The following is a 20,729-nucleotide window of genomic DNA, read 5'->3' as shown; positions in this document are numbered from 1 at the left end:
GGAGCACAGCGAGGAAGGGCGCCCGAAGGCGTCGTGAAGAAGGAGAGAACAATGGCTGGTGAACGACAGGCCCGTCTCGCGGACCGCATCCGTGTGATCCTCGCTGAGCGCCTCGAGAAGGGGCTGCGCGACCCGCGGCTCGGCTTCGTGACGCTGACCGACTGCCGCGTGAGCGGCGACCTCCAGCACGCCTCGGTGTTCTACACGGTCCTGGGTACCGAGGAGGAGCGCATCGCCAGCGGTGCAGCCCTCGCCTCGGCGACAGGGATGCTGCGCAGCGAGGTGGGACGTCAGCTCAGCACGCGTCTCGTGCCGACCCTCGAGTTCATCCCGGACGCGCTCCCGGAGAACGCGGACCACATCTCCGCGCTCCTTCGCGAAGCACAGCAGCGCGATGCCGAGGTTGCGAAGCTGGCCTCGTCCGCGTCGCATGCGGGAGAGGCCGACCCGTATGTCCGCAACGAGGACGAGGGCGACCAGTAACAGGTCGTCCACCCCCTCTGGCGGTCCGGTGATATCCGGCCACCACACCTGGGGGTTGTTGTCCTGCGGCGCCACTGTCGTTGCTAGCCTCTGCAGGGCGGACCGGAAGGTTCGCGACGCTGAGGGGGGATCGGCATCGACGTTTCGTGCGCGCACACCGAGGTTCGCTTCGTTCCCGCGACGCTGGATCCGCTGCTCGACATGCTGCGGGAGCACCGCGTGGGCTGCGCTCCGCACGTCCTCACGCGACTGGTCGCGGGTGTCGGTGCGCATCCGGCCACGATCCGCGAGGTCGCCGAGCGCCTGAACCCCGCGCAGCGCTACGGCGCTGCCTCGCTCCCGGATCCGCTTCCGTTCGTCCCCACGATCCTCGAAGCCTTTCGCAGCCTGCGCGTGGCTGCGGCGGATCGCGAGCTGCTCCTCGCGGTGTCCCTCTGCCTGGACGACCGTCTGGAGCCAGTGCTCGACGTGGACGGGCGCACCGTGGACGAGATCGCCGGGGGACCGGTCGGTGAACATCTGCGTCTGCATGCGGGGAGCGTCTCGTTCGTCGATCCGCGCCTCGCGATCTGGATCCTGCACACCAGCGGCTCCGGCGCTGTCGCGGAGATGCACGCGCGGCTCGACGTCGTGTTCACCCACAGGGCGGACCCGCTGAACGCGGCCTGGCACCGGGCGCGCTCATCTCTGCGCGGTCGCCCGTCGGTGGCACCGGAGCTCATCCCGATCGCCCGCGCGTTGTCGGAGCGGGGGCACTCGGCACGGGCGCTGCTCCTCGCGAGCGAAGCCGAGGTCCACGCAGACGGCATCGATCGGGACGAGGCGCGAGTCGTCGCCGGTGCCTCCGCGCTCGGAGCCGGCTTCGTGTCGGACGCGGTGACTCAGCTGGAGGCGCTGTTCCCCGACGGCGCCGAGAGCCACCGCCTCCAGGCTCTTGCGGCGCTCCTCATCGCGCAGTCCACACTGCGTGGCTCCGTACCCGACGTGGTGCCGGGCGACTTCCGTCCGCGATCCGACCATGCCGCCGACTGGCACGCCTGGACCAGGGCCTCGGCGCTGACGGCAGGGCTGTGTGCGGAGCGTGGCGATCGTCGGCGCATGCGCGTCTGGCTCGACGCGGTGCGGGAGGGCAGCGCGCGCATCGGTGCCGAGCGTGCGCTGCGCGATCCTGCGTTCGCGCTGAGCTGGCTGGTCGCAGGAGATGCGGACGGGGAGGATGTCGCCGGGGCAGGGCCGGTGAGCGGTGGCATGCTGCGCGCGTTGCGGACAGCTGCCGGAGGAGACATCGATCTCGGGCTCCGCATTCTCGCCACCGGTGACTCGGCGATGGGGGCGGAGGCTGATCCCTTCGTCGCCGGCTTCGAGAACAGCGCACTCGTGCGGGCGTACCGCGCCCTCGCCGAGGTGCTGCTGCTGAGCTGGCGTGGTGACATCGGCATGGCCCGTGCGCATCTGGTGGCAGCGGCACGGGAGCTTCCCGTCGCGCTTCCGTTCGCGGGACTCGGCGTGGTCCTGGCGCGTCGTCTCGATCTCGCCGTGCTGGGTGAGCTCAGCCCGTACGCGCTGGCGCTCACGGATGCCCTTCCGCCCGGTGTGAAGATCGACCGGCTGGTGGATCGCAGTATCCGCTCCTATCTCCACGGTGATTTCGAGGATGCCGCCGCGGCCGCGCGCCTCTGGCTCGACATGGGGGCGCCGCAGACCACGCTCGCGGTGCCGGGGCTCGACGAGGTGTTCGGAGCCGCCGAGCCGGTGCATCGCTCGCCACAGCTCGTGCGTCCTCCCGACCTCGAGCTGGCGGCCGCTCTCCGGATGCGATTGCAGGGCGCGTCCGAGGGGCGGTGGCGCAGGGAGCACGAGGAGGTGCACCGGCTCGCGCGCACGCTGCGTTCACCGTTCGAACGCGCTCGAGTGGAGGCGATGATCGGCGCGCAGGCGGCGATCAGAGATGATCGCATCGCCGCGACGACGCACCTGGGCGCTGCCGCGAGTCTGTTCGAAGTGGCGGGAGCGACAGCGTGGAGCCGTGCGATGCAGGAGCGGCTCTCGCGCCTGGACGAGCCGAACGGCGGCAGCGCCCGCGCACTCGACACCCTGGGGGCCTGCCGGCGTGCGTGGACGCAGTTCCTCACGGCGCGTGAGCTCGATGTGGCGATGCTCGCCATCACCGGGGCATCGAATCGCGAGATCGCGGACGCGCTCGTGATCTCGGTCCGCACGGTCGAGGTGCATCTGGGACGGGCGTTCGCCAAGCTCGATGTGCGCACGCGCGTCGAGCTCACGGTGCTCGCGCACCGCACCAATCGGCACCTCTGAGCGGTTCTCAGCCGGGAAGGGCGAGGAGTCCGTCCCGTGCTTCCGCGAGTCCGTCGGCGATCAGGGAGTCGATCGCGCGGTCGCGCTGCATCGCATCGGGCCAGTCCGCGAGCAGCAGATCCAGAGGAATCGCAGCGTCGGGGGCGCCACGGAGTGCGCGCAGCACCGCTCCGCGTGCCTGCCGGTCAGAGCCCTCATAGGTCGCCTGTCGCCGGCGGGTGTCGCCGGTGTCCGGTCGGCCGGCGGCGAGCCAGGAGCAGTCGACGGCGATCGGACACTCCTCGCAGCGGGGCGCGCGCGCCGTGCAGATCGTGGCGCCGAGTTCCATCGCCGCGGCGTTGATCACCGTGGCTTCCTGCTCCGATGACGGCAGCAGCGTCTCCATCAGCGCCAGATCTCGGCGCGACGGCGATGCGGGTTGGGATCGTCCCTCGAGCGCACGGGCCAGGACCCGGCGGGTGTTCGTGTCGACGACGGGGTGACGATCGCCGTAGGAGAACACCGCGACCGCGCGAGCCGTGTAGTCGCCGATGCCCGACAGGGCGAGGAGCGCATCGACGTCACGCGGGACGACGCCCCCATGACGAGCCACCACTTCGACGGCTGCCCGATGCAGCCAGAGTGCGCGCCGGGGGTAGCCGAGGTTCGCCCACTGCTGCACGACTTCGGCGGGTGTGGCATCCGCCATCGCGGTCGGGGTGGGCCAGCGGGCCAGCCACGCCTCCAGGTGGGGGATGACGCGCGCCACGGGCGTCTGCTGCAGCATGAACTCGCTGACGAGCACGCCCCAGGCGCCGAACTCCTGGTGGAACGCGGCGCGCCGCCAGGGCAGATCCCGTGCGGCGGAGCGATACCACTCCGCCAGACGCAGGGTGAGTCCGCGGGAGGGGTCGGAGGCGGTCACAGGCACTCCGACAGCCTACGAGGTGCGCAGGCTGCGACGGCGCGCCCCGTAGGCTGGATGCATGGTTTCGCCCGGCATCCTTCTCGTCGACAAGCCCGCTGGGCTCACCAGTCACGACGTCGTCGCCCGCACACGTCGGGCCTTCGGAACCCGCAAGGTCGGGCACGCCGGGACGCTGGACCCGATGGCGACCGGACTCCTGGTGCTCGGCATCGAGGGGGCGACGCGCCTGCTCACCTACGTCGTGGGCGCCGACAAGACCTATCACGCGACCATCCGGCTCGGGCAGACGACGGGAACCGATGATGCGGACGGCGAGATCATCGCGCAGGCCGCACCGGAGGCCTGGGCCGCCGTCACACCGGAGGCGGTCGCGGCCGGCATCGAGGCACTCACCGGAGGCATCTCGCAGGTGCCCAGCGCCGTCTCGGCGATCAAGGTCGACGGCCGGCGCGCCTACGACCGCGTCCGCGCCGGCGAGGAAGTCGTGCTCGCCGCCCGCGACGTCGTGGTCTCCCGATTCGACGTCGTCGCCGAACGGGCGGGCGACGGGACGCGCGACCTCGACGTGATCGTCGACTGCTCGTCGGGAACCTACATCCGCGCGCTCGCCCGCGACCTCGGCGCCGCTCTCGGCGTCGGGGGACACCTCACCGCGCTCCGGCGCACGAGGGTGGGCCCCTTCGATGTGTCTGATGCCGTGGGCATCGATGCTCTCGACGGTGCACCGACGCTCACCGCCGCAGAGGCGGCCGGTCGCATCCTGCAGCCCCTTGCGGTCACGGAGGACGAGGCGCGGGATCTCCGTCACGGCAAGCGCCTGGGCGGTCAGGCCACCCGACTCGAGGGAACGCTCGCTGCGGCGATCGATACGGACGGCGAACTGGTGGGAATCGTCGAGAAGCGCGGGTCCGATCTGAAGAGCGCCATGAACATGCCGCAGGTCGCGTCATGATCCTGTGGCTGACCATCGTCCAGATCGTGGTGGCGGTCGCAGCCGGACTGTTCTGCCTCATCGCCGGGCTCGCCGGTCGCCGGCCGAGCGACTTCAGCGTCGGCGCTCTCGCACTGGTGGAGCTGTTGCTCGTGGTGCAGGTGGTGGTGGCGATCGTGGCCCCGTTGGCCGGGAACCCGCCGACGGGTGACCTGCTGGAGTTCTGGGTCTATCTGGTCTCGGCGGTGCTGCTGCCCGTCGGCGCCGTGCTGTGGGCGTTGATGGAGCGCAGCCGCTGGAGCACCGTGATCCTCGGGGTCGCGGCGCTCGCGATCGGCGTCATGCTGTGGCGCATGCAGGTCATCTGGACAGTCCAGGTCGCGTAACCGTGCGTCGCCGCGGAATCCGCGAGCCCCTGGCGGCTCTAGGATGGAATGCGCTATGAGCCCCACCGCCCCCTCCTCTCGGATGACCGGCATCGGTCGCGTCCTCGTGATCGTCTACGCCGTCATGGCTCTCGCCGCGACCGGTCGCAGCTTCGTGCAGATCGTCCGGCGATTCGACGAGGCGCCGCTCGCGTACTCGTTGTCCGCGCTCGCCGCGGTCGTGTACATCCTCGCCACACTCGCCCTCGTCCTGGCGCGACACCGCGGGTGGTACACGGTCGCCTGGGTGGCGATCGTGTTCGAGCTGACCGGTGTGCTGGTGGTCGGGCTGCTCAGCATCCTGCTGCCCGCGCTGTTCCAGCATGAGACGGTGTGGTCGCTGTTCGGCCGCGGGTACCTGTTCATCCCGCTCGTCCTCCCGGTCTTCGGCATCTGGTGGTTGCGGACGCATCGACCTGCGGCTGTCGACCAGCCGCGCGTCGAGGTCTCCGCGTGATCGTCTTCCGGGACCCCCAGGAGATTCCGGCCGACTTCGGTCCGAGTGCGGTCGCGATCGGCAAGTTCGACGGAGTGCACGCCGGCCACCGTGCCGTGATCGCCCGTCTGAACGAGCGGGCGGCCGCCAGCGGTGCCCGTGCGACCGCCGTCACCTTCGACCGGAACCCGCTCGCGATCCTGCGGCCGGACCGGTGTCCCGAGAACGTCGTCACGGTCGACCGCAAGCTCGAGCTGCTCGGCGAACTCGGTCTCGACGCCACGCTCGTGCTCACGTTCGACGAGGAGCTCGCGGCACGCAGCGCAGAGGACTTCGTCGTCGACATCCTCGTGAACGCGCTGCGGGTCTCGACCGTGCTGGTGGGGGAGGACTTCCGGTTCGGGCGGGGCGGGGCGGGAACGCCCGAGCTGCTGCGTTCACTCGGACCGCGGTACGGCTTCGATGTCGAGGTCGTCGACGAGGTCTACCTCCCCGGTTCGCCCCGTCGGGTCTCATCGACGTGGATCCGCGAGCTGCTGATCGACGGCGACGTGTCGGGAGCCTCGCGGGTGCTCGGACGGAACCCGGATGTGCGCGGCGTGGTGGTGCACGGGCTGAAGCGGGGACGTGAGCTCGGCTTCCCGACCGCGAACCTCTCGCCGATCGTGGATGCCTTCGTGCCGGCGGACGGCGTGTACGCGGGGTGGCTCGTGGATCACGACACCGGCATCCGGCATCCGTCTGCGATCTCGGTCGGGACGAACCCGACGTTCGACGACGTGCTGGTCCGTCAGGTCGAGGCGCATGTGCTCGGGCAGACCGGGCTCGATCTGTATGGGCACGACGTGACGGTGGAGTTCGTCGAGCGGCTGCGCGGCATGGTCGCGTTCGAGGGCATGGAGAAGCTGTCAGAGCAGATGGCGGACGACGTGCGCGTCGCCGCACGGGTGCTCGCCGGCGAGGACTAGCCGACCCCCCGCGCCCGAGCGGATCGATATCCCTCACGCGCCGGTCGTGATGGCGTAGACTGGGTGGCAGTTCTCACCGATCCTCACGTGTCATACGTGCATCGGAGAGAACGAGATCTACTGTTCGTACGGTCCTGGCTCACGCCACACGCGGACATCGAGAACGGCTGCGGCATCCGGACGATGCTCAAGCCTTCACGCTCAGGAGGAGCATGCCGACTACGGCAACCGCCGCCACGCGGCGAAAGAAGACGTCTCGTCGCGACGATGAGGCACCGCTGATCCCGATCCTCGCACGCAAAGTACGCGAGATCGAGGCGAAGTCCCAACGGGGCAAGCTGGGACCGACCAACCGTGTGAAGTTCCAGGTGATCGCCTTCCTGGTGCGCGAAGAGCGCGCGCGGGTGAAGTCGGATGCCGAGATCGGCGATCCGGCGCGCGCCGAACTGCTCAAGCGCCTCGACGGCGTCGCGACGATCCTGGCCAAGACCGCCGCGCGGGACACCTCGCTCATCCAGCTTCTCGAGGCTGACCAGGCCACGTCGCCGGTCGCCAAGCGCATGCGCAGGGACTGGCTGCTCGAATCCGGCGCCGAACTCGCGCCGGAGGAACTCATCATCGCCGACGTCGCGCCGGTCCAGGCCCCCGTGGTCCCGGCAGCGATCGCCGAGCGCCAGGTGACTCCGGCCTCGGTCGAGGCCCGCCAGCTGTCCAACCCGTTCCTCGCGCCCGATCTCACGCCGCGCGCCACCACCACCCCGCGTCGTCGGCTCGACGGCTGGGAGCTGATGGGTCCGCTCTACAAGGCGTTCGAGACCGGTGCCGGGGGTGCCGCTGCCAGCATGGAGCTGCCCCCTGCGCCCGAGTACGACCACCTGTCGCCCAAGGGCCTCGAGGTGATGGTGCACCAGTCGCGCTTCCTCGAGTCCGTGCGCGCGGGGCACCGCAGCTTCCTGCTCGCCGACGAGCCTGGTCTCGGCAAGACCGCGCAGTCTCTGCTCGCCGCGTCCGTCGCCGGTGCGTACCCACTGCTGGTCGTCGTCCCCAACGTCGTCAAGATGAACTGGGCGCGCGAGGTCGAGCGGTGGACGCCGCAACGCCGGGCGACCGTCATCCAGGGGGACGGCGACGACATCGACGCCTTCGCCGACATCTTCATCGTGAACTACGAGATCCTCGACCGTCACCTCTCGTGGCTGTCGTCGATCGGTCTCCGCGGCATGGTCGTCGACGAGGCGCACTTCATCAAGAACCTGTCGTCGCAGCGTTCGCAGAACGTGCTCTCGCTGGCTGCCCGCGTTCGCGAGCGCACCCCCGGGGGCAACCCGCTCATGCTCGCCCTCACGGGCACCCCGCTGATCAACGACGTCGAGGACTTCGACGCGATCTGGCGCTTCCTCGGCTGGACGACCGGTGAGAAGCCGGGGCCCGAGCTCATGGAGAAGCTCGACGCCACCGGCTACACCCCGGCGGATAAGGCGTTCTACCCCGAGGCGCGCGACGCCGTGATTTCGATGGGCATCGTCCGGCGCAAGAAGAAGGACGTCGCTGCCGACCTGCCGGACAAGCTCATCGCCGACCTGCCGGTGCAGTTGGACGACGAGTTCGGCCGCAGCATCCGCCAGGCCGAGCGCGAGCTGGGGGAGCGGCTGGCCGCCAAGTACCGCCGCATCATCGAAGCTCGCGGGGACCGCGGTCTGGCCCCCGGCGAGATCGACGAGGACATCGTCCGCATGGTCGCGCACAACGAGCTCGAGGAGTCGAAGGCGTCGGGCACCGGCGGTGACAACGTCTTCACCATGGTCCGTCGCATCGGACAGGCCAAGGCGCAGCTCGCAGCCGACTACGCCGCGCAGCTGCAGCGCTCGGTGGGCAAGGTCGTGTTCTTCGCGAAGCACATCGACGTGATGGATCGCGCGGAGGCGCACTTCGCCTCGGTCGGCATCCGCGCGGTGTCCATCCGCGGCGACCAGACCACTGCGGCACGCCAGCAGGCGATCGACGACTTCAACGGCGATCCCGAGGTGGGTATCGCGGTGTGCTCCCTGACTGCGGCCGGTGTCGGGCTCAACCTGCAGGCGGCGTCCAACGTCGTGCTCGCGGAGCTGTCGTGGACGGCGGCCGAGCAGACGCAGGCGATCGACCGCGTGCACCGGATCGGTCAGGACGAGCCCGTGACCGCGTGGCGCATCATCGCCGCGCACACGATCGACACCAAGATCGCCGAGCTCATCGACCAGAAGCAGGGTCTCGCGGCCCGCGCGCTCGACGGCGAGGCCATCGATGAGGTCGCCGGCGAGCCCGTGCAGCTGGCGGCGCTCATGCACCTGCTCCGTCAGGCTCTCGGCGCAGCCTGAAGGCCGCGTTAAGAATCGACCTTCTTGCCGCCGATCCCGGCGCTCGAAGGTCGATTCTCGGGAAGATCGGCGATTCGGCGAAAATGCCGTGTCAAGATCTGGGGTTTTCGGGTGCCTCGAATGGCGCCCGGCGGCGCGCTGGCACTAGTGTCGATCGAAGGCAGCGTTGCCTCTTCCCCCTTTTCCCGAACGTCTGAAGGCAACAGCATGAAGATCGGCATCCTGACGAGCGGCGGCGACTGCCCCGGTCTCAACGCGGTCATCCGCGGCATCGTGCTCAAGGGCACCACGAACTACGACATCGAGTTCGTCGGCATCCGTGACGGATGGCGCGGCGTGGTCGACGGTGATTTCTTCCCCCTGACCCGTCATGAGGTGAAGGGCCTGTCGAAGGTCGGCGGCACGATTCTCGGCACGAGCAGGACGAACCCGTACGAGGGCCCGCGAGGCGGTGCGGAGAACATCGCCAAGACCCTCTACGGGCACCACATCGACGGCATCGTCGCGATCGGCGGCGAGGGCACGCTCGCGGCCGCTGATCGTCTCGCGAAGGACGGCATCAACGTCATCGGCGTCCCCAAGACGATCGACAACGACCTGCACGCGACCGACTACTCCTTCGGCTTCGACACGGCCGTCAACATCGCCACCGACGCGATGGACCGACTGCGCACCACCGGCGACTCGCACCAGCGTTGCATGGTCGCCGAGGTCATGGGCCGCCACGTGGGATGGATCGCTCTGCACGCGGGAATGGCCGCCGGCGCCCACGTGATCTGCATCCCCGAGGTGCCGATGTCGATCGATGAGATCACCGCACTCGTCAGCAGCGCCCACGACCGTGGCCGCGCACCGCTCGTCGTCGTCTCCGAGGGCTTCACCCTCACCGGGATGGACGAGGCCTACAGCGACAAGGGACTCGACGCCTTCAACCGCCCGCGCCTCGGCGGCATCAGCGAGATCCTCGCCCCGGAGATCGAGCGGATCACCGGCATCGAGACCCGTTCGACCGTGCTCGGCCACATCCAGCGCGGTGGTTCGCCGTCCGGCTTCGACCGCGTCCTGGCGACCCGCCTCGGACTCCACGCCGCCGATGCGCTCATCGAAGAGGCGTGGGGGAAGATGGTCTCCCTCCGCGGCACCGAGATCGTGCGCGTGCCCTTCGCCGAAGCCCTGGGTGAGCTGAACACCGTGCCGCGCAGCCGCTACGACGAGGCGGCGGCGCTCTTCGGCTGAGCCTCAGCTTCGCGGAGGTAGGTGATTCCGCGACCGTAGGCAGATTCCGCACGAATCCTCCTACGCCGGTGGGATCACCTACCTCCGGTCCGGTTCCGTGCCCCTCGGAGGTGCAGCCCCTGCGCCATCGCCATGCGGACAATGGATTGCACTCCCGCGGGGTCGAACAGCAGCTGGTGGTAGTCGAACCGCAGCACCGTGTAGCCGAGCAGAGTGAGGCGCGCGTCGGCGCGGATGTCGCGGCGACGGTCCTTCGCCGTGGAATGGTGAGCGAACCCGTCGCTCTGCACGACCAGGCGTTCACCGATCAGGGCGTCGACGGGATGGCCGTCGATCCAGATCTGCTGCTGCACTCTGACGCCGATCTCGCGCGTGATCCACACGAACCGCGTCTCCAAGCCGGAGTCGGAGAGTGAGGAAGCCACCTCCGCGATCCGGGTGGCACGTTCCGAATGCCAGGCGACGCGCTCGAGCTGCCCCGCCGAGACCAGACCACTGCGCAGCGCCGACTCCCAGATGAGCACCGCCCGCTCGGGTTCCAGGCAGCGCGCCGCATGGAACAGGACGTTGAGCACTGGTTCCTCGGCGCTGCGAGACGGGACGTCGATCGGCCCGCGCCCCCAGTGCACGATCAGTGCGGCGTTCCCGATGCGAGATGCCGTCCCTGGCACCGCGATGTGGGTGCATGCCGTGTCGGGAGTCCAGAGGCCGAGCTCACGCGCCGCAGTGATGCAGCTGACACGTCCGCCGGCCTGCGCCGCCTGACGCCGTTCATCCGAGCACTCGATGTCGACCAACCACGATCGCCGTACGCGGGTGACGGCACCGGAGGCGATCGCCGTCCTGACCGCATGCGCGTCGTAGCCCGCGAGGCGCACCGTGCTGCTGTGAGCGACGCCGTGGTGCTGGCGCATCCATTCGGTGAGGGGGATCATCCGATGAGTGTGCACGCAGCACTGGCTCCATGACGGACGGGATGCACGGAGTCTGTGGGTGAGAGGGGATCCTCATGCGGTGTGCAGAAGGAGTGACGGCGCACCGGGGTAGGGGGAATGCTGGGAGGGAGGCGCATTCGCGGAGGATCCTCCTACCCCGGAAAGATCGCCTACCCCGGTGCGTGGCGACTCAGTCGGCGAGCCCGAGCGTGTCCAGGAGCCACGCGAGCTCGAAGGCCCGCTCGCGCCAGGAGTTGTAGCGGCCGCTGACGCCGCCGTGACCGGCGACCATCTCGCACTTCAGCAGCACATCCGAGGCCCCGGCCTCGCGCAGCCGGGCGACCCACTTGGCAGGCTCGACGTAGAGCACGCGGGTGTCGTTCAGCGAGGTCACTGCGAGGATGCGCGGGTAGTCGACCCCGTCGCGCACGTTCTCGTAGGGGGTGTACGACTTCATGTAGGCGTACACATCCGCATCGTGCAGAGGGTTCCCCCATTCGTCCCACTCGACGACCGTGAGCGGAAGGGAGGGGTCGAGGATGCTGGTGAGCGCATCGACGAACGGCACGCCGGCGAGGATGCCCGCGAACAGCTCGGGGGCAAGGTTCGCCACCGCACCCATCAGCAGTCCTCCTGCACTGCCGCCCTCGGCGACCAGTCGGTCGGGGGAGGTGACGCCGCCGTCGATCAGGTGCCGGGCGCATGCCACGAAGTCGGTGAAGGTGTTCTTCTTGTGGAGGAGCTTGCCCTCCTCGTACCACTGACGTCCCATCTCGCCGCCGCCGCGCACGTGCGCCACAGCGAAGATCACTCCCCGGTCGAGGGCGGAGAGGCGCGCGACCGAGAAACCGGGATCGATCGAGTGCTCGTACGAGCCGTACCCGTAGAGATGCACGGGCCGCACGGCATCGCCCGGTGCGCCGAAGGAGCGCTTCCAGACCAGCGAGATCGGTACCTTCGTGCCGTCGGGCGCGGTGGCCCATGCCCGCTGCTGGCCGTAGTCGCCCGGCTCGTAGCCGCCGAGCACCGTGGCGCGTTTGCGCAGCAGCAGCTCCCGGGTGGCGAGGTCGAGGTCGTAGACCGTTCCCGGTGTCACGAACGACGTGTAGCCGAGTCGCAGGTAGGGGGAGTGCCACTCCGGGTTCCCGCTGACGCCGGCCGAGTAGAGCGGCTCGTCGAACGCGAGCTCGTCGACCGCATCCGAGGAGTAGTCGAGCAGCCCGATCCGCTCGAGACCCTCACTGCGGTACTCGATCGTCGCGAAGTCACGGAACGCGTCCATGCCGAGCAGCCGTCGTCCTGCCACGTGCGGAACCACGACGTGGATGTCGCCGGTCGGCGCCGAGGCCGCGACCGACACGAGCTCGAAGTCGAGCGCATCCCGGTTGTGCAGGATGAAGAGCCGGTCCTCTCCTGAGACGACGGCGTGGTCGACCGAGTACTCGACTCCCTCTTCGCGTGGCCACACCAACTGGGGCGCGGCCGTGAGGTCTCCGGTCAGATCGACCAGGTACTCCTCGCTCGTGATGCTGGATCCGACGCCGATCACGAGATAGCGGCGGCTGCGTGTGATGCCCGCGCCGAGCCAGAACTTCTCGTCGGCCTCGTGGAAGAGTGACACGTCGTCGCTGAGCGGGGTGCCGATGCGGTGCAGCCAGAGCGTGTCGGGGCGCCAGGCGTCATCACGCGTCGTGTAGAGGATCGAGGTGCCGTCAGGGGTGAAGAAGGCGCTCGCGGTGCCCGGGATCTCGTCGTCGAGCGTCTCCCCGGTGGCGAGGTCGCGCACATGGACCGTGTAGACCTCGTCGCCCTCGAAATCCGTCGACCACAGGAGTCGGGAGGAGTCGTCGCTGGTGTCGAACGCGCCGAGCGAGAAGAACTCGTGTCCTTCCGCTTCGACGTTCCCGTCGAGCAGGACGACCTCGCCGGGGACCGCGACGCCGGGCTCGAGCACCGGGGGAGTCCAGTCGTCCGCCGCGGCCGCGGCCCGGCAGTGGATGCCGTACTGCGCGCCCTCCTCCGTGCGGCTGTAGTACCACCAGTCGCCGCGGCGCGTGGGCACGGAGAGGTCGGTCTCCTGCACACGCCCCTTGATCTCCTGGAACAGGCGCTCGCGCAGGTCCTCCAGGTGTGCGGTCTGCGCGTCCGTGTAGGCGTTCTCCGCCTCCAGATGCGCGATGACCTCGGGAGACTCCTTCTCCCGCAGCCACTCGTAGGGGTCTTCCACGGTGTCCCCGTGGTGGGTGCGCGAGGTCGGACGGCGGGGGGCGATCGGGGCATCAGTCACCGCTCCACGCTATCCCAGGTGAAGTTGACCGGCGCGGGGGAGGGTGGGAGGATTCATCGGGGCCGGTTAACGGAAGTCAAACCCACGGTGAACTCTTCGTTCGTCACGTCGATCCCGTCGACATCTCCCTCTTCCTCAAACGACCGAAAGCGAACGGTGGAAACCGCAGCCCTCATCGTCGTGCTGGTTATCCTGCTGGCACTCTTCTTCGACTTCACCAACGGCTTTCACGACACCGCGAACGCGATGGCCACGCCGATCGCGACGGGTGCGCTGAAGCCCAAGACCGCAGTCCTCCTCGCCGCGGTCCTCAATCTCGTCGGCGCCTTCCTATCGACCGAGGTCTCCAAGACCGTGTCGCACGGGATCATCCATGAAGACGGGATCAAGGCGGACATCTTCCTGCCGATGATCTTCGCCGGGCTGATCGGCGCGATCACCTGGAACATGCTCACGTGGCTCCTCGGCCTCCCCTCGAGCTCCTCGCACGCCCTGTTCGGCGGACTCATCGGCGCGACGCTCATCGGCGTCGGCGCCAGCGGCATCGACTTCGGGATGGTGCTGTCGAAGATCATCCTGCCGGCGCTGATCGCTCCTGTCACCGCCGGGGTCATCGCCTTCGTCGCGACGAAGATCGCCTACTCGATCACCCGTCGATATGACAGCAAGCCAGACGGACGCGACGGCTTCCGCTGGGGTCAGATCTTCACCTCCTCCCTCGTTGCGCTCGCTCACGGCACCAACGACGCGCAGAAGACCATGGGTGTCATCACCCTGGCTCTGATCACGGTCGGGTGGCAGAGCTCCACGCAGGCCGACCCCTATCTGTGGGTCATCATCGCGTGTGCCGTGACGATCGCCCTGGGTACCTACCTGGGCGGATGGCGGATCATCCGCACGCTCGGCAAGGGCCTCACGGATGTGAAGCCTGCGCAGGGGTTCTCCGCCGAGAGCTCGACGGCAGCGACGATCCTCGCCTCCAGCGCCTTCGGGTTCGCGCTGTCGACGACCCAGGTCGCGTCCGGCTCTGTGATCGGCTCCGGACTGGGACGCCGTGGCTCGAGCGTGCGCTGGAGCACGGCGGGCCGGATCGCCATCGGCTGGCTGCTCACACTCCCCGCCGCCGGCGCCGTGGGCGCGCTGGCCGCCCTGCTGATCAACTGGCTGGGCAACTGGGGGATCTTCATCGACGCCGTGCTCGCGCTCGCCGTGATCATCGGCCTCTTCCTGCGCTCGCGTCGTGACGCCGTGACGTCGGCCAACGCGATGAGCGACGTCGCCGAATCCGGCCTGGCGATCGAGTTGCCGGACACTCCGCCGCCGACGCGCCGCCAGCAGCGCATCGAGCGCGCCAAGGCAGAGGCGAAGGCCCGCGCCCTGGCACGGGAGAAGGCCAAGGAAGAGGCAAAGCGGAAGGCTGCGAAGAAGGCCCGCAGCAAGGGCGCTCCCTCGGCCGTTCAGGCCGAGGAATCCGCGTCGACGAGCAGCGAGGAGTCGAAGTGAACGTCGAGATCGACTGGTCAGCATTCCTCCTGGTGTTCGCCGCCGCCCTGATCGGTGCGGCGTCGATCGTCACCTTCTACGCGGTCGGGCTGCGTCTTCTGGTGCGCAGCGGTCGGTCCCCGGTCGTCAGCCCCGCGGAGTTCACGGATGCCATCACCGTGATCACCGAGAAGGATCTGCGCCGTGCCGCGAAGCAGGCCGCGAAGGCGGCGAAGAAGAGTCCCCTCAGTGAGGGCGCGAAGACGCTGTCACTGATCGGCGCCTACGCCTGCTTCGGCCTGTGTGCGATCGCGGTCGTCGCCGGCATCCTCATCATCGTCGTCGGGCACTGAGCGGGGCGGCGCGTCAGCGCAGCAGCCCCGCGACCAGTGCGTCGATGATCTCGTCGGTCGACGTATCCGGGTCGAGCGGCGTGGTGAGGCGGTCGAGCAGCACTCCGTCGATCGCGTAGTGGAAGAGCGCGATCTCCTGGCGTCCGCCCGGCAGTCCCGCTGCGGCGTTGAACGCCACGTCGCCGTCGAAGCCGGCCCGCTGCCATGCCCCGAGGACGGCGGCGACCTCCGGCCGACGACTGCTCTCCAGCCGTAGCTCGAACAGCGCGAGCGTGACGTCGCGTTCTTCGCTGAGGCGGCGCACGATGTCGCGCAGGTAGTCGGCGAACAGGGCGGGCCCAGGCTCGGCGGATCCGCGTCGTGCGAGATCGTCCTCCGACGGGGCGAGACGCTCGCCGATGCGATCGACGAGTCCGGTGACCAGAGCCTCGCGACTGCGGAAGTAGTTCGATGTGGTGCCGGTGGGAACGCCGGCCATCTCGTCCACCGCGCGGTGGGTGAGCCCGCGCGAGCCTTCGCGGGCGAGCACTGTGAGCCCGGCATCCGCGATGAGTCGTCGTCGTGTCTCGTTCTTGGCCATGGCCCTCATGCTAGCGGGAGCACGACAGCCGTCGTGGTCGCGTGGGTGTCCGGGGACACGTTCCGTCGTGGCCGGACGCGATGAGGTGCTCCCGCCTAGGCTGATGGCATGTCTGCGACTCTCGATGAGGAGTACGTGTTCGGGCGGCATCAGCCCGCGTCGCACGTGCTCATCCATGTCAGCGATCCGCATTTCCTGGCCGGGGGAGCGCGTCTCGGCGGACGGTACGACGTGGAGGAGAGCTTCGCGCGCACGCTGGACGCGATCCGACGAGTGCATCCTCACCCCGCGGCGATCGTGATCACGGGAGACCTCGCCGACCTGGGGGAGCCCGACGCCTATCGCCGCCTCCGTGCCGCGGTCGAGCCGGTCGCGGCCGAGCTCGACACGGTCGTCATCTGGGTCGCGGGGAATCACGATGAGCGCCCGGCTCTGCGCGCCGGCCTCCTCGACCTCGCACCCACCGAGGAACCCGTCACCGGTGTCTGGGATCTCCACGGGCTGCGGTTGATCGCGCTCGACACGACCGTCCCCGGCTGGCATCACGGTGATCTGGACCACGGGCAGCTCGACTGGCTCGCGCGGATCCTCGAGGAGCCGGCCCCGCACGGCACGCTGCTGGCGATGCACCATCCACCGCTGCCGAGCCACCTCCCGCTCTTCGACATCCTCGAGCTGCAGCATCAGGATGAGCTGGCCGCGATCATCCGCGGCACGGACGTGCGCGGCATCCTGGCCGGTCATCTGCACTACTCCGCGCACGGCACGTTCGCGGGCGTGCCCGTGAGCGCATCGTCAGCCACGTGCTACACGATGAACGTGGCCCTTCCCGCTCCCGACGTGAACGGGATGGATGCCGCGCAGGCCTTCCAGCTGGTCCATGTGCACCCGGACACCATCACGCACACCGTCGTGCCGGTGACGGACGCGCCGACCGGCGCGTACTTCTCTGCCGAATGGCTGGAGCGGATGGCGCGGCTCACCCCGCAGCAGCGTCTGGAGGCGTTCTCCCGCAAACCGGCGCGCTGACCCCGCTCCGAGGGAGGAGCCGGTGAGCGGGCTTAGACTGGAGACATCCCCCACCTTTCTCACTCGCCACGACCCACAAGGATGTGACATGGCTTCTGCCGCGCCTCCCCTCACCCGCACCGAGACCGATTCGCTCGGAAGCATGGAGATCCCCGCCGACGCGTACTGGGGTATCCACACCGCTCGCGCCGATGCGAACTTCCCCATCACCAAGCGTCCGATCTCGGTGTATCCGGATCTCGTCAGGGCGCTCGCGATGGTCAAGCAGGCGAGCGCACGCGCGAACCGTGAGATCGGCGTGCTGGACGCCGAGCGTGCCGACCTCATCGATCGGGCGGCGCAGCGCGTCATCGACGGCGAGTTCCACGACCAGTTCACCGTGGGCGTCATCCAGGGTGGCGCCGGTACGTCGACCAACATGAACGCGAACGAGGTCATCACCAACATCGCGCTCGAGATGGCCGGGCGGGAGAAGGGTGATTACGCCTTCCTGTCGCCGATCGACCACACCAACCGCAGCCAGTCCACGAACGACGTCTATCCGACCGCCGTGAAGATCGGCCTCTCGCTGACGCTGCGTTCGCTGCTGGACGAGCTCGATCTGCTGCGACGGTCGTTCCTGGGCAAGGCAGGCGAGTTCCACGACATCCTCAAGGTCGGGCGCACGCAGCTGCAGGATGCGGTGCCGATGACGCTCGGCCAGGAGTTCCACGGATTCGCGACCACGCTCGGTGAGGACCACAGTCGCCTGACCGAGAACGCCTCGCTGATGTTCGAGATCAACATGGGCGCGACCGCGATCGGCACCGGGATCACGACCCACGTCGACTATGCGCCGGCGGTGCTCCACCACCTGCGCGAGGTCACAGGGCTCGACCTGTCCACCGCGACGGACCTCGTCGAGTCGACGAGTGACACGGGTGCCTTCATGTCGTTCTCGTCGAGCCTCAAGCGCAATGCGATCAAGCTCTCCAAGATCTGCAACGACCTGCGCCTTCTCTCTTCGGGACCGCAGGCGGGACTCGGTGAGATCAACCTCCCCGCGATGCAGGCCGGTTCCAGCATCATGCCGGGCAAGGTCAACCCGGTGATCCCCGAGGTCGTCAACCAGGTCGCGTTCGCCGTGGTCGGTGCGGACATGACCGTCACGATGGCGGTGGAGGGCGGGCAGCTCCAGCTCAACGCCTTCGAGCCGGTGATCGCCCACTCGATCTTCCAGTCCATCACCTGGATGCGTCAGGCGATGTGGACGCTGCGCGTCAACTGCGTCGACGGCATCACCGCCAACCGCGACCGTCTCGGTGCGATGGTCGGCGCCTCCGTCGGCGTCATCACCGCTCTGACCCCGTTCATCGGCTACGCGGCGGCTGCCGCGCTGGCGAAGACGGCTCTGCTCACGAACCGCAATGTGGCAGACCTCGTGGTCGAGGCCGGATTGATGTCGCGTGATGAGGTCATGAAGCAGTTGTCTCCCGCGCGGCTCTCCGGGCTCGAGGCGGTCACCGCCGCGATCCCGATCATCGCGCCGGAGGATCTCATCGAGATCTGACGCACGCATGACGAAGGCCCCGGCGCGATCGCACCGGGGCCTTCTTCATGTCGTGGAGCCGATCAGTCCAGGATGCGGCAGTGCGTGGTGAGCGCGCCGATGCCGTCGATGCCGACCGTGACCGTCGACCGGTCGCGGAGGAAGATCTGCGGGTCGCGCGAGTAGCCGGCCCCGCCGGGGCTGCCGGTGGAGATGAGCGTTCCCGGGAGCAGCGTCAGCGACTGCGACAGGTGCGCGATCAGTGTGGCGACCGAACGCACCATCTGGTCGGTCGACGCATCCTGCACGGTGTGGCCATCGACGACGGTCCAGATGTGCAGGTTCTGCGGATCGGGGATCTCATCGGCCGTGACGACGAACGGGCCGGTGGGGGTGAAGCCGTCGAAGGACTTGCAGCGCGACCACTGGGCCTCGGAGAACTGGACGTTGCGGGCCGTGATGTCGTTGACGACGGTGTACCCCCAGACATGGGACAGCGCGTCGTCGTGCGTCACGTCCTTGGCAGGGGTGCCGATGAGCACGCCGAGCTCGGCTTCGTAGTCCACGGCCTCGCTGAGGGTACGCGGCCACGAGGTCGTGTGCTCGTGCCCGGTGAGCGAGTTCGGCCACAGTGTGAACACCGTCGGAGCCGTATCGGTCTTCAGACCGAGCTCGCTGGAATGGGCGGCGTAGTTGAGGCCGACGGCGAGCACGGCCGGGGGCGCGAGGACGGCGGAGTCGAAGGTCCACCCGTCCAGGGGGTGCCGCGGGGCGGACCCGTCCGCGAGTGCCGCACGGAGAGCGACGAGAAGCTCGTCTCCTCCTTCGATGAGCTGCTGCAGGGTCGCAGGAGCATCGGCCAGGAGGTCAGAGACGAGGATGGCGTCGGCGTCTTCCACCACGGCGAGAATCGCGCGAGGGGAATCGGCACGGCGCAGATGAGCGAACCGCATGTCTCTACGCTACCGGGTGGGGGCCACGATCAGCCTGGAGGTGTCCGCCAGATCGCGGCGCGATCGCTTGTGGCCCATATGCTTTGGCTATGACTTTCGGAGGACCGCCTCAACCGCAGCAGCCGTCGCCGTACACGCCGCCGCCCGCAGAGCCGACGCCCTACACGCCGCAGCAGTACTCCCAGTCGCCCTACACGCCACCTCAGTTCGCGCAGCAGCCGACGTACGCGTCCGCTCTCGCTCAGCCGACGAGCTACACGCCGCCCGCGCCGGTGGCACCGTCGCCCGCCGAGTCCCTGCCGGCGCTGCCGGTGCCGACCAAGAAGGGCCGCACGGTCTCGATCTGGCTGTTCGGCCTGCTCGGCTTCCTGCTGATCGCCCTGATCGGCTACTTCGCGTGGGCGCTCGGCCCCATGGCCTCGGTGATCGGACTGGTGCTCGCGCTCATTCCGCTCACGATCGTGTTCCTGGGTGTGCGGATGATCGACCGGTGGGAGCCGGAGCCGAAACGGCTCGTGTTCTTCGCGATCGCGTGGGGCGCGATCGCGGCAGTCGGTCTGACACTGCTGGTCGACGTCGGCCTCACTCTGCTGGTCGGCCCGCGCGACGAGGATCTCTCGGCCGTGTTCCAGGCACCGATCGTGGAGGAGTTCTGGAAGGGGTTCGGCGTCTTCCTCATCTTCCTGGTCGCGCGCCGCGCGTTCGACGGACCGGTCGACGGAGTGGTCTACGGCGCGCTCGTCGGCGCGGGGTTCGCGTTCACCGAGAACATCCAGTACTTCGCGATCAGCCTGATCGAAGGCGGTGGGGAGCAGCTGACCGTCACCTTCGTCGTGCGCGCCCTGCTCTCTCCGTTCGCCCACGCGATGTTCACAGCGCTCACCGGCTTCGCGATCGGTCTCGCCGCTCGCCGCCACGCATCGGCGGGGGCGGCGCTCGGCACCGGCCTGCTGGGACTGATCGGCGCGATCCTGCTGCACGGACTGTGGAACGGCTCCGCGACGTTCGCCGACTTCTTCGCCCTGTACTTCACCTTGCAGGTTCCGCTGTTCGTCGGCTTCATCCTCGGCATCGTCGCCCTGCGCCGGGAGGAGGCGCGCCTGACACGGGCCCGGCTCGGCGAGTACGCCGCCGCCGGCTGGTTCACGCCGGAGGAGGTCACGATGCTGGCGACTCCGGCGGGCCGCAAGGTCGGGCTGGCGTGGGCCGCGCAGCTTCGCGGAGACCGTCGTCCCCTCATGCGCGAGTTCATCAAGGACGCGACGGCTCTGGCATCGGTGCGCCAGCGCGCGATCACGGGCCGCGATCCTCTGGCCGCGGAAGACGAGCGTGCGCTGCTGATCCGCACCCGCGCGACGAGGGCGGCGCTGCTCGCGTACTGACAGCATCTCCGAGCCGGGAGGACATCGGCCAGGACAAGACTCAGCGCCCGATGCTGCGGCGATGCCTGCATGTCTACCGGGCGCTGAGTTGATCTGTAAACAGGGTGCACCCGGTCGTCGCGGGTGTCAAGAGTCACTTGC

The 20,729-nt window shown here is 68.8% G+C and carries 18 protein-coding genes; 13 read left to right on the top strand and 5 right to left on the bottom strand.

Going from position 1 to position 20,729, the window contains the following annotated elements:
• Positions 1 to 51 precede the first annotated feature (51 nt).
• Both rbfA and ACIOVG_RS00195 read left to right on the top strand, forming a co-directional pair.
• Positions 52 to 483: a 30S ribosome-binding factor RbfA gene (gene rbfA, locus ACIOVG_RS00200; RefSeq protein ID WP_400867893.1), complete on the top strand. Its 432-nt coding sequence runs from the start codon at positions 52 to 54 to the stop codon at positions 481 to 483.
• Between the two features lie 201 nt (positions 484 to 684).
• On the top strand, positions 685 to 2,799 hold the full coding sequence (locus tag ACIOVG_RS00195; protein WP_400867891.1) for a LuxR C-terminal-related transcriptional regulator: 2,115 nt from the start codon (positions 685 to 687) through the stop codon (positions 2,797 to 2,799).
• A 7-nt stretch (positions 2,800 to 2,806) separates the two neighbouring features.
• Here the strand turns inward: ACIOVG_RS00195 and ACIOVG_RS00190 are convergent, their stop codons facing one another.
• A complete protein-coding gene (locus ACIOVG_RS00190) occupies positions 2,807 to 3,709 on the bottom strand; it encodes an A/G-specific adenine glycosylase (protein ID WP_400867889.1) in 903 nt (300 codons plus the stop codon).
• 55 nt (positions 3,710 to 3,764) lie between these two features.
• Here ACIOVG_RS00190 and truB point away from each other — a divergent pair, with 55 nt between their 5' ends.
• The 6 genes from truB to ACIOVG_RS00160 all read left to right on the top strand — a co-directional run bounded on the left by truB (position 3,765) and on the right by ACIOVG_RS00160 (position 10,059).
• Complete coding sequence (truB, locus tag ACIOVG_RS00185) at positions 3,765 to 4,658, top strand: tRNA pseudouridine(55) synthase TruB (protein ID WP_400867887.1); 894 nt, start codon at positions 3,765 to 3,767, stop codon at positions 4,656 to 4,658.
• Complete coding sequence (locus ACIOVG_RS00180) at positions 4,655 to 5,023, top strand: hypothetical protein (RefSeq protein ID WP_400867885.1); 369 nt, start codon at positions 4,655 to 4,657, stop codon at positions 5,021 to 5,023. Before truB ends, ACIOVG_RS00180 begins: the two co-directional genes overlap by 4 nt.
• 55 nt (positions 5,024 to 5,078) lie before the next feature.
• Positions 5,079 to 5,519: a hypothetical protein gene (locus tag ACIOVG_RS00175; RefSeq protein ID WP_400867883.1), complete on the top strand. Its 441-nt coding sequence runs from the start codon at positions 5,079 to 5,081 to the stop codon at positions 5,517 to 5,519.
• On the top strand, positions 5,516 to 6,466 hold the full coding sequence (locus ACIOVG_RS00170) for a bifunctional riboflavin kinase/FAD synthetase (protein WP_400867881.1): 951 nt from the start codon (positions 5,516 to 5,518) through the stop codon (positions 6,464 to 6,466). Before ACIOVG_RS00175 ends, ACIOVG_RS00170 begins: the two co-directional genes overlap by 4 nt.
• A 212-nt stretch (positions 6,467 to 6,678) precedes the next feature.
• Entirely contained in the window at positions 6,679 to 8,823 is a 2,145-nt protein-coding gene (locus ACIOVG_RS00165) for a DEAD/DEAH box helicase (protein WP_400867879.1), read from the top strand.
• Between the two features lie 207 nt (positions 8,824 to 9,030).
• A complete protein-coding gene (locus ACIOVG_RS00160; RefSeq protein WP_400867877.1) occupies positions 9,031 to 10,059 on the top strand; it encodes an ATP-dependent 6-phosphofructokinase in 1,029 nt (342 codons plus the stop codon).
• 74 nt (positions 10,060 to 10,133) lie between these two features.
• On the opposite strand, the gene ACIOVG_RS00155 is transcribed toward ACIOVG_RS00160, so the two are convergent.
• Both ACIOVG_RS00155 and ACIOVG_RS00150 read right to left on the bottom strand, forming a co-directional pair.
• A complete protein-coding gene (locus ACIOVG_RS00155) occupies positions 10,134 to 10,994 on the bottom strand; it encodes a DUF559 domain-containing protein (RefSeq protein WP_400867876.1) in 861 nt (286 codons plus the stop codon).
• 190 nt (positions 10,995 to 11,184) lie between these two features.
• The gene (locus ACIOVG_RS00150; protein ID WP_400867874.1) at positions 11,185 to 13,281 is read right to left on the bottom strand and encodes a S9 family peptidase; all 2,097 of its coding nucleotides are present in this window, start codon (positions 13,279 to 13,281) and stop codon (positions 11,185 to 11,187) included.
• Positions 13,282 to 13,437: 156 nt separating this feature from the next.
• Here ACIOVG_RS00150 and ACIOVG_RS00145 point away from each other — a divergent pair, with 156 nt between their 5' ends.
• Both ACIOVG_RS00145 and ACIOVG_RS00140 read left to right on the top strand, forming a co-directional pair.
• On the top strand, positions 13,438 to 14,784 hold the full coding sequence (locus ACIOVG_RS00145; RefSeq protein WP_400867872.1) for an anion permease: 1,347 nt from the start codon (positions 13,438 to 13,440) through the stop codon (positions 14,782 to 14,784).
• On the top strand, positions 14,781 to 15,116 hold the full coding sequence (locus ACIOVG_RS00140; protein WP_400867870.1) for a peptidase: 336 nt from the start codon (positions 14,781 to 14,783) through the stop codon (positions 15,114 to 15,116). The genes ACIOVG_RS00145 and ACIOVG_RS00140 overlap by 4 nt, the downstream gene beginning before the upstream one ends.
• Positions 15,117 to 15,129: 13 nt before the next feature.
• Here ACIOVG_RS00140 and ACIOVG_RS00135 read toward each other — a convergent pair whose 3' ends face one another.
• Positions 15,130 to 15,696 (bottom strand): TetR/AcrR family transcriptional regulator, encoded by a 567-nt coding sequence (locus tag ACIOVG_RS00135; protein ID WP_400867869.1) that lies wholly within the window; start codon positions 15,694 to 15,696, stop codon positions 15,130 to 15,132.
• A 108-nt stretch (positions 15,697 to 15,804) separates the two neighbouring features.
• On the opposite strand from ACIOVG_RS00135, the gene ACIOVG_RS00130 reads away from it, so the two are divergent.
• On the top strand, positions 15,805 to 16,725 hold the full coding sequence (locus ACIOVG_RS00130) for a metallophosphoesterase (RefSeq protein WP_400867867.1): 921 nt from the start codon (positions 15,805 to 15,807) through the stop codon (positions 16,723 to 16,725).
• An 88-nt stretch (positions 16,726 to 16,813) separates the two neighbouring features.
• Entirely contained in the window at positions 16,814 to 18,274 is a 1,461-nt protein-coding gene (locus tag ACIOVG_RS00125; protein WP_400867865.1) for an aspartate ammonia-lyase, read from the top strand.
• 62 nt (positions 18,275 to 18,336) lie between these two features.
• Here ACIOVG_RS00125 and ACIOVG_RS00120 read toward each other — a convergent pair whose 3' ends face one another.
• Positions 18,337 to 19,206, bottom strand: coding sequence for a fumarylacetoacetate hydrolase family protein (locus tag ACIOVG_RS00120; RefSeq protein WP_400867863.1), 870 nt, complete (start codon positions 19,204 to 19,206; stop codon positions 18,337 to 18,339).
• A gap of 89 nt (positions 19,207 to 19,295) precedes the next feature.
• Here ACIOVG_RS00120 and ACIOVG_RS00115 point away from each other — a divergent pair, with 89 nt between their 5' ends.
• Positions 19,296 to 20,588 carry a PrsW family intramembrane metalloprotease gene (locus tag ACIOVG_RS00115; protein ID WP_400867860.1) on the top strand — a complete coding sequence of 431 codons (1,293 nt, stop codon included), beginning with the start codon at positions 19,296 to 19,298 and terminating at the stop codon, positions 20,586 to 20,588.
• Positions 20,589 to 20,729 lie beyond the last annotated feature (141 nt).

The sequence above is a fragment of the Microbacterium sp. NPDC087591 genome, assembly GCF_044743625.1.
Taxonomy (GTDB): Bacteria; Actinomycetota; Actinomycetes; order Actinomycetales; family Microbacteriaceae; genus Microbacterium.
This window is presented reverse-complemented; position numbering and strand designations above follow the sequence as displayed.